This window comes from Dactylosporangium sucinum (assembly GCF_014647515.1).
GTDB lineage: Bacteria > Actinomycetota > Actinomycetes > Mycobacteriales > Micromonosporaceae > Dactylosporangium > Dactylosporangium sucinum.
In genome coordinates this window covers 184,661-193,052 of record NZ_BMPI01000010.1, presented here as the reverse complement: position 1 = coordinate 193,052, position 8,392 = coordinate 184,661, and the positions used below count along the sequence as shown (strand labels likewise).

Annotated in this window: 7 protein-coding genes; 5 read left to right on the top strand and 2 right to left on the bottom strand. The window is 69.5% G+C overall.

Going from position 1 to position 8,392, the window contains the following annotated elements:
• Positions 1 to 31 precede the first annotated feature (31 nt).
• On the bottom strand, positions 32 to 976 hold the full coding sequence (locus tag IEZ31_RS13010) for a prepilin peptidase (RefSeq protein ID WP_190250063.1): 945 nt from the start codon (positions 974 to 976) through the stop codon (positions 32 to 34).
• Positions 977 to 1,660: 684 nt separating this feature from the next.
• Positions 1,661 to 2,305 (bottom strand): hypothetical protein, encoded by a 645-nt coding sequence (locus tag IEZ31_RS13005; protein ID WP_190250062.1) that lies wholly within the window; start codon positions 2,303 to 2,305, stop codon positions 1,661 to 1,663.
• A gap of 381 nt (positions 2,306 to 2,686) precedes the next feature.
• Here IEZ31_RS13005 and IEZ31_RS13000 point away from each other — a divergent pair, with 381 nt between their 5' ends.
• The 5 genes from IEZ31_RS13000 (at position 2,687) to IEZ31_RS12980 (ending at position 8,361) form a co-directional block, all read left to right on the top strand.
• Positions 2,687 to 4,054 carry a cytochrome P450 gene (locus IEZ31_RS13000; protein WP_190250061.1) on the top strand — a complete coding sequence of 456 codons (1,368 nt, stop codon included), beginning with the start codon at positions 2,687 to 2,689 and terminating at the stop codon, positions 4,052 to 4,054.
• Positions 4,055 to 4,138: 84 nt separating this feature from the next.
• Entirely contained in the window at positions 4,139 to 6,436 is a 2,298-nt protein-coding gene (locus IEZ31_RS12995) for a sensor histidine kinase (RefSeq protein WP_190250060.1), read from the top strand.
• Positions 6,437 to 6,464: 28 nt separating this feature from the next.
• Positions 6,465 to 6,869 carry a roadblock/LC7 domain-containing protein gene (locus IEZ31_RS12990; RefSeq protein WP_190250100.1) on the top strand — a complete coding sequence of 135 codons (405 nt, stop codon included), beginning with the start codon at positions 6,465 to 6,467 and terminating at the stop codon, positions 6,867 to 6,869.
• A complete protein-coding gene (locus IEZ31_RS12985; protein ID WP_190250059.1) occupies positions 6,866 to 7,249 on the top strand; it encodes a DUF742 domain-containing protein in 384 nt (127 codons plus the stop codon). The genes IEZ31_RS12990 and IEZ31_RS12985 overlap by 4 nt, the downstream gene beginning before the upstream one ends.
• A gap of 161 nt (positions 7,250 to 7,410) precedes the next feature.
• The gene (locus tag IEZ31_RS12980; protein ID WP_190250058.1) at positions 7,411 to 8,361 is read left to right on the top strand and encodes an oxidoreductase; all 951 of its coding nucleotides are present in this window, start codon (positions 7,411 to 7,413) and stop codon (positions 8,359 to 8,361) included.
• Positions 8,362 to 8,392 lie beyond the last annotated feature (31 nt).

Here is an 8,392-nt window from a genome sequence, read left to right as displayed (position 1 = left end):
GCGCGGTGGGGACGCGGCCTCGACCTTCGAGCTACACCGGCCCGGACCAACTCAGCAGCGCCAACGCCAGCCAGGTCCCGGCGATGAGGAACGGGCCCAGCGGGATGTGCTGACCGCGGGTCACCCGTCTGCTCGCCAGCAACACGACGCCCACCACGCCCGCGAAGACAAAGCCCAGGAGCAGCCCGGCGACGACGGCGCCCGAACCCCACCACCCAAGCAGCGCCGCAATCGACACCGCCAACTTGACGTCGCCCAGCCCCATGCCGTGCCGGCCGAGCAACAGCGCGGCAAGCAGGAGCACCAAGCCGGTCCCGGCTGCCGACAGCACCGCATCGACCAAGTGCCCCCACTGGCCGGAGAGCACGGCCTCAACCGTGTACGCCGCGAGTACCCCACCTGCGGCGAGACCGGTCAACAGGTCTGGAAGACGGTGGACCCGCAGGTCGACGAAGCACAGGATCACCGCGCAACCGGACCACCACAGCACCGCCAGCAGCGCCGCGAGGGTCGGCGCGGCAAACACCGCGACCGCGGCTGCGGTGACCGCCAGCACTTCCAGCAGCAGCGGCGGGGCGCCAGCACGGATGCCGCACGACCCGCATCGCCCGGCCGGCAGCAACAACGCCCCGCCCGGCTCGGCCAGCTCCGCCGCGGCGCCGCAACCCGGACACAGCCGGGCACGCGGCGCGCCGGACGGCACCGCCATCCGCAGCACCTGCTGCCGCAGCAGCGGGACAACTGCCAAGGCCCACCAACGACGGCCCGGCCGCCGAACCGCCTCCAACTGCGGCCGCCGGGCGTCGGCCGGTGCCGTCACGACCGCCCCAGGCCAGCAGCAAGCACCCAACGGCGCGCAAAGTACTGCGGGGCGGGCCAGGGGCGCGGCGGTGAAGTTGTGGATGTAGGTGGATAGCCCGGCTGGGGAGTCGTCGTCGTCGAGTGCCAGGAATTTGTGCACCTGGTGATCGCCCATAACCGCGTGTTCGAAGCTGCCAGTCGAAACGTCCAGGCCGCTTCGCCGATCTCACCGCCGAGGCTGTCAACGATCTTGATGGTCATGGCCGCCTTTCCTACGCATACGGATCGTCCGACGGGATTGGTACAACGGGCTGCGCAGCGAACGGCACGCTGCGTCGAACGGCGTTCGCTGTGCCGCAGTGCGGGCTGGTCGATGGACAGTCTGCGACAGTGACCCGGGCATCACGGAGCTCGTGGGTGCCAGGTTGGTGCCGGTGAGCGACAGATCCACGATGGCTGGCCTGCGTTTTCCGTGCTCCTGTCGACTTGGGGCGGGTCAGGCGCCGAAAATGGTGGGGTGGCGTTTCGCTCAAGGCTTGATGCGGTAGGTCCCAGGCTGGCTGGACTGCGATTCTGGTCCTTCGCTCTTGGTGGTAGCGCGGCGGTGGCCTTCGCCGGTGCGGCGCTTGTGCTCGATGATGCGCCGTGGCAACGCGTTGTCTTCGTCGGTGTGGTGGCCACGCTCGGGCTATGGCTGGCCGGCGCGGTAGCGACCGCCCTGATCGTGGGCTACACGGTCGTCAAGCTGGTCACAAGCCAGCACCGACCCACCCCACCTACGGGGGTTATCGAGCCGCTCGGGTCAGGCGACCCCTTCGTGCAGGCCGGCGCGGCACGGCCGGCCGGGGGCGCGGTGTGGTTACGACTTGGACCGCGGCGTCAGTGACGGCGGCAGGGGCCGGTGGCCGTGCCGGCCGAGAGCAAGTTCGATCTTCGCTCGGCTGCAGCCGATCTTGTCTGCGAGTGATCGCGCGGTGAAGCCCTCGTCAATGAGGGCGGCGAGCAACTCGGCGAACTGCCTGCTGTGCTCGCGTGCGGGGTGGTCGGGTGACGTTTGCCCGCGGACCTTCGCGGCCAGCGCGCTCAGCTGCCGAAGCCGGCCGAGCTCCAACGGCGCCAGGGCACGCGGGTCGGGCTTGTTCGGGCGTTGAGCGGGGCGGCGGCGCTCGGACGATCCGACCAGGGAGTAGATGAGGTTCTTGGACACGCCGAACGTGGCTTTGATCTCTTCCAGCGCCGTCCCGTCGATATACAGCTGACGGATCGTTGCCCTGTCGGCGTCCGACAGGGTCGGCTGCCGCCACACGGGACGCCCCAGGTCAGGCGGATCGCCGAGGTCCGATGGCAGTCGGACGCCCTCATCGGCCTGCTGCCAATGCTGTACGAGTGCTCTCGCCACGGCGGCAGTCCACCGTCGGGCTCCCTGGCTGGTCGGCACCTCACGCTGGTTGAGATCCTCCGCGATCTGCGGCCAGGTCCAGCCAGCGAGCCGCTGAGCGCGCATGCGTAAGCGGACCTCTTGGGGCACGGCGGTCGGCCGGCTCATCCCAGGACCGCCGTACGGCATACAGACCGGTATTGGGTGCCTGCGGCCGGCGTCGGGCTGGGTCGGCGTCCGGCCCGGCGGATCTGTAGCACGCAGCCCACCTTAAGGCGGGCGGCCGGCGCTGGTCCGCGCGGCCCGGCGGGGTCGGCAGCCCCACGTGGGCTGCGGGCATGCGCGATGAAATCTGTCGCGCACCGACAGCACCTCGTCGCGAATGGGCAACGCCCCGCGGGTACCCCTCGTGCCAGGGTATCGACGGGGAGTGACGGCGCCGTCGCCTCGGCCGGTCGTGCCGGCCGGACCCCGGCATGGTCATCAACGGCGGGCAGGAGTGCAGCGGTGCAACGAACGCCAGGAGCTCAGGTACCCACGATCGGTCTGTTCGAGGTGCTGCGGCAGTTGCGTGATCCGGTCGGTCTGCTCGCCAAGTTGGGACGCCGGTACGAAGGGGCGACGGTCCGCTTGCAGCTGCGGCCCGGTTTCGCGCCGTACCTGGTCGTCGATCCGAACCTCGTCGAGCAAGTCTGGGACCGCTCGGACGAGACCTACCTGCGTACAGGGATGATGTGGGAGGAGCTGGCGAAGCTGCAGGGGCGGCAGGGTATCGGCCGGGAGGGTCCGGACTGGAAGCCCAGCCGAGAGCTGCTGCAACCGATGTTCACCCCCGCTCGGGTCCGCGAGATGTACCCCGCGATCGCCGACGCGGTGCAGCAGTCGGTGGGGGACCTAGTCCGCCGTGCCCGCCAGTCGCCGAAGCCGGTTGCGCTGGTTCCGGCGATGAAGGTCATCACCCACACCGTGCTCGGCAAGATGTTCTTCGGTGACCGACTGTCCGCCGAAGACGCCCTGCGAGTCGGCGAGGCCATCGACACAAGCTTCCAGGCGATGCAATCCCGAGTCGCGATGCCAGGAATGCCGGATTGGGTGCCGATGCCGGGCGACCGGGCACACCGCGCCGCGGTACGGCAGGCCGACAGCATCGTCAAGCCGCTCATCGACGCCGCCCGGGCGCAGCCGCCGAGCTGGGACGTCATCTCCATGCTCGCCCACGCGACTCTCAACGACGGCACCCGGGTCAAGACGGACCTCGCCCGTAACAACGTCGTCGCCTTGTTCACCGGGGGTACCGAAACCACCGCGATGACCCTGGGCTGGACGTTTATCGCCCTGCAGGAGCATCCGCAGATCGCGCGACGGCTGCAAGAGGAGGTCGACGCCGTCGTCGGCGGCCCCGGTAACCCGGTGCTACCCGAGCACCTCGAGCGCCTGGAGTACACGGGGATGGTGCTCAACGAGGTCCTGCGGCTCTACCCGCCGGCGTGGATGCTGCCACGCGGCGTCGTCCAGGATGACCTGCTCGGCCACATCCCGGTCCACCCCGGCGACACGGTGATCGTCTCTCCGTATCTCACGCACCGGCTTGCGTCGCTGTGGCCCGAGCCGGACCGGTTCGACCCCGACCGGTGGAAACCGGGCGCTCGGCGACCGCACAAATGGGCATACCTGCCGTTCGGTGGTGGTGTCCACCGCTGTGTCGGCGCGTACCTGTTCCGAGCTGAGGCCCTCCTGGCGCTCGCTGCGCTACACACCGACCTGCGGATTCGGATACGGGCGCCGCGCGGCACCCGCCCGCAGGGATCGATCTCGTTGCAGCCCCGTCACCAGGTCTACCTGGACCTGGCAGTGCGTAGTGCCCGCACTAGCTGACCCGCATCGCTACGGCCGCACTGGTTGGTGTCTGCCCGAGCCTGCCCGAGCCAGCCCGACCCCACTGACTGTGAGGAGCATGTGGTGACAACCCGGCGATCGCGCAGGCGGACGACATCGCTGCGGCAACGGCTCTACCTGCAGATTCTCGTGGTGGCGACGCTGTGGCTGTTCGGCGCCTGGGTGACGATCAGCAGCGGATTGACCTTGGCTTGGGCCGGGACGCTGAACACGACCATGGCCGAACCGGCCGCGCCGCTCGAAGTGGCGCTTCAGGCAGAGCGCAAGGCCACGGTTCGCTTCCTTGCCGCGCCGACGGCAAGCCACCAGGAGCAGTTGCTCGCCAGCCGTCGCCAAGCTGAGGGCCGGGCAGCGAACTTCACCGCATCGGCGCAGCGTTGGCTGGCTGGCATGGCCGCCGGCGACGAACTGGAACGGCGAGTCGACGGCATCATCAGCGCCTTGGCCGGCCTGGCGGAGACCAGGGTAGCGGTCGACGCTCGCACCATCGGTCCGGCCGAGGCCGCCCGCGCGTTCACTGCGACGCTCGATCAGTTCTGGGCGTCCTACGAGCTCATGGCCCGGCTCGACGACCGGCAGGTGATGCACGACGTCAGCACGCTCATCAGGCTCGAACGGGCTTGGGAGCTGCTGTCCCAGGAGGACGCCCTGTTCAGCGGAGTACTGGCGGCCAACCGCCTCACCGACGCCGACCGGACGCAAATCGCGCACCTGGTGGGGGCCTGGCGAGTCGGCACCGAGAGCGCTGTCACCGAGCTGCCGGCATCGACGCAACGGCACGCCACTCAGGTCCTCAACGGCGACAGCTTCGACCGGCTCCGCGCGCTGGAAGACCGGATCGTTTCCGCCCGCGCCGGCGGGCCCGCTCCGGTCACCGCAGAAGAATGGCAGACCGCGATGGACCCGGCCGCCGCCCAGCTGCGCACCGTCGTGCTGACCGGAGGCAGTGAGCAGGTGGCCCGGACAACGGCCCTCGCGGTCCGGATCGGCCTGCAACTGCTCGTCATCGTCGTCGCCGGCGCGTTCGCCGTCGTCTACCTCATTCGCGGCTGGCGCGAGCAGGCACGCCGGCTGATCACCCTGCAGATGGCGGCGCAGCGGCTCGCCGATCAACAGCTTCCCGCCGTGGTCGAGCGGGTCGGCCGAGGCGAGCGGGTCGACGTTGATACCGAGGCACCGCCGTTGAACCTCGGCACGGACGAAATCGGACAAGTCGGGCAGGCGCTCAACGCGGCCCGCCGCACCGCGCTCGAGGTCGCCGTTGAGCAGGCGGAACTTCGCCGCGGCGTCGGCGAGGTATTCCGGAACATCGCGGGGCGATTCCAGTCGCTGCTACACCGGCAACTCCGAGCGCTCGACGAGATGGAGCGGCAGGAACTTAACGAAGATGCGCTGGCGAAGCTCTTCGGCGTCGACCATCTGGCCACCCGTATGCGCCGATACGCGGAGAACCTCATGCTGCTGTCCGGATCCAACCCCATGCGGACCTGGTCGACACCCCAGCCGGTCGTTGACGTTATCCGCGCCGGTTTCAGCGAGGTAGAGGGATACCAGCGGGTGAGGCTCCGCAACGTCGAGGATGCCACCGTCGCCGTGCATGCCGTGCTTGACCTGTCCCATTTGCTGGCCGAACTGGTCGAAAACGCGTTGGCGGCGTCTCCGCCCAACACCACGGTGGAGATCACCGGGCAGTGGGTTGGCGCTGGCTACAGCATCGACGTCGAGGACCGGGGTCTGGGCATGCCGGCCGAGGCGATGGGCGAAGCGAACCGGCGGCTCGGCGCCGCCGCCGAGATCGCGCTGCTCGAATCCACCCAGCTCGGCCTGTCCGTGGTCAACGTGCTCGCCCACAAGCACCACATCTGGGTGCAGCTCAAGGGGTCACCGTACAGAGGTGTGACCGCGGTGGTCGTGATACCCGCCGAGTTGATGACCGATCCGGCCGACATCGCACTCGACGCGGTGCCGCAGGCACCTCGACCGCTCAACGCCGTTCCCGCGCCGGTACATGCATTGGCAGCAGCTGCCGGTACGGCGCCTGCACCCCGGCACGCTGCCGGTGCCGCCGACGTGCCGGGCGGGTCCGGGGCCGCCTCGGGCAGTGCCGGTGCGGCGCACGGGTTGCCGGCACGGCGGCCGCAGGCAAGCCTGCATGAGGGTCTGCGGGCGGAGCCGCATTTGCCGTTCGGCCCGGCCGACACAACCGGGGCGAGCACCACGCAAGAACCCGAACAAGACCCGGCCGACATCAGGCGGCGGATGGCTGCCCTGCAGGCCGGTACCCGCCGCGGCCGGGCCGACAGCGACCCGTCGGAGTACACCGAACCCGGCAACCAGTCGCCGCGCAGCGGGACGCTCTGAACCCACGATCGTCGAGAGGGGCAATGTCGTGACGGAACCGACGAAGAAGCTGACCTGGCTGCTGGACGACCTGGTGGGGCGGGTCGGCGATGTGGACCACGCCGTCGTGCTGTCCGCCGATGGGCTGGTCATCACACACTCGACCGGGCTCGGCCGCGACGAGGCCGACCAGCTGGCGGCGATCACCTCCGGCCTCCACGGGCTTGCCAACGGTCTCAGCGCGCAAACTCAGGGCGGCGAGCTCCGGCTGGCCGTGCTCGAGCTGCGCGAGGCGTACTTCCTGTCAACCGCCGCAGGCGAGGGCGCGTACGTAGCGGTGCTGGCAGGCCGGGCTGCAGACATCGGTGTGGTCGCCTACGAGCTGGCGCGCCTCGTCACCGGAGCCCGGCCGTTCCTGAGTGCGGCACCACGCCCGTTCATCACCGCGCTATGAGCCGCGAGGCAGATCATCTGCCGGCGGGAGGGCCGGTCGAGGAAGCCGCCGGGCCGCTCGTGCGACCGTACGCCCTCATCCAGGGCCGCACCCGTACACCAACCACGGTCGACCTCATCGCGCTGGTGACCGCGACCGGCACCCCGCCGCCGGCCACCGCGTACCTCGGCCCGGAGCACCTTTCGATCATCCGCCTGTGCGGGCGGCGACCGTTGTCAGTGGCTGAGCTCAGCGTGCACCTGGCAGTCCCGCTCGGCGCCGTCCGCGTCCTACTCGGCGACCTCGCTGAGCTGGACCTGGTGCGGCTCAATGATCCTGTGCCGGACGTCGTCCCCAACGACGTGCTGGCGAAGGTCCTCGCTGGCCTTCGGCAGCTCTAGTTGGGCGAGGCGGACCTTCGAACGGCCGATCTTGTTCCACGGTGGCAGCCGCATACGCTCCCACAGAGGGAATGCACGCGGCCGGATCATGTACCGACCACCACGATCAACGCACGCACGCACAACACGGGGAAAACACGCACAACACGGGGAAAAACAGCATGCGGTTCACGGCAGTCAACACATCGGAACTCGATCTCACTGGCAGAACGGCGATGATCACCGGCGCGAACTCCGGCATCGGCCTGGCAACGGCCAAACTCCTGGCCCGCCAGGGGGCCACCGTGATCCTGGCGTGCCGTGACCCGCACGCGATGAGGGACGCGGCAGACCAGGTCATGGTGGCCGCCGGTGACGCGAGCCGCGTCGACCAGGTCGTGCTCGATCTCGCGGAGCTCAGCTCGGTCGACGCGACCGCTGCGACGATCGGCGGCCGTTACCCGCGCCTCGACATTCTGGTGAACAACGCCGGTGTCATGGCTCCGAAGCGGCAGCGGCTGACCCGCGATGGGTTCGAGGAGCAGATGGGCGTCAACCACCTCGGCCACTTCGCGCTCACGGGGAGGCTGCTGCCGCTTCTCGTCGCCGGCGAGGGCGCACGGATCGTCACGCTGTCGAGCAAGACTCATGCCGCGGTCATGGACGTCGAAGCCGACATTCCAGTGCCACGCCGCTACCGGCCCTGGGCGGCATACGGTGCTTCGAAGCTGGCGAACCTGCTCTTCGCCTTTGAGCTGCATCGCCGGCTGGTCGCCGCTGGTCATGCAGCCGTGAGCGTTGCTTGTCATCCCGGATTCACCTCGACGCGGCTCACCCGGGAGATGGCGAGTTCCCGGGTTGGCGTCGCCCTGCTCGCGCTGGTTCAGCGGCTGCTGACCCAGCCGGCGGCGGACGGAGCCCTGCCGGCAGTCTGCGCCGCCGCTCACCCTGCGATCACTGGTGGCGAGTACCTCGGACCGGTCCGGCTGGCGCATACCCGGGGCCCGGCCGGCCTGGATCGGCCCAGACAGGTCGCCGCCGATCGCGAGCTGGCGGCGCGGTTGTGGGAGCGTTCCGAGGCGCTCACCGGGGTGGTGTACCGCTTCGTCCAGCGACTGCAGCCATCAGACTGAAGCAGCAGCAATGGACTGGCAGTGTGCGACG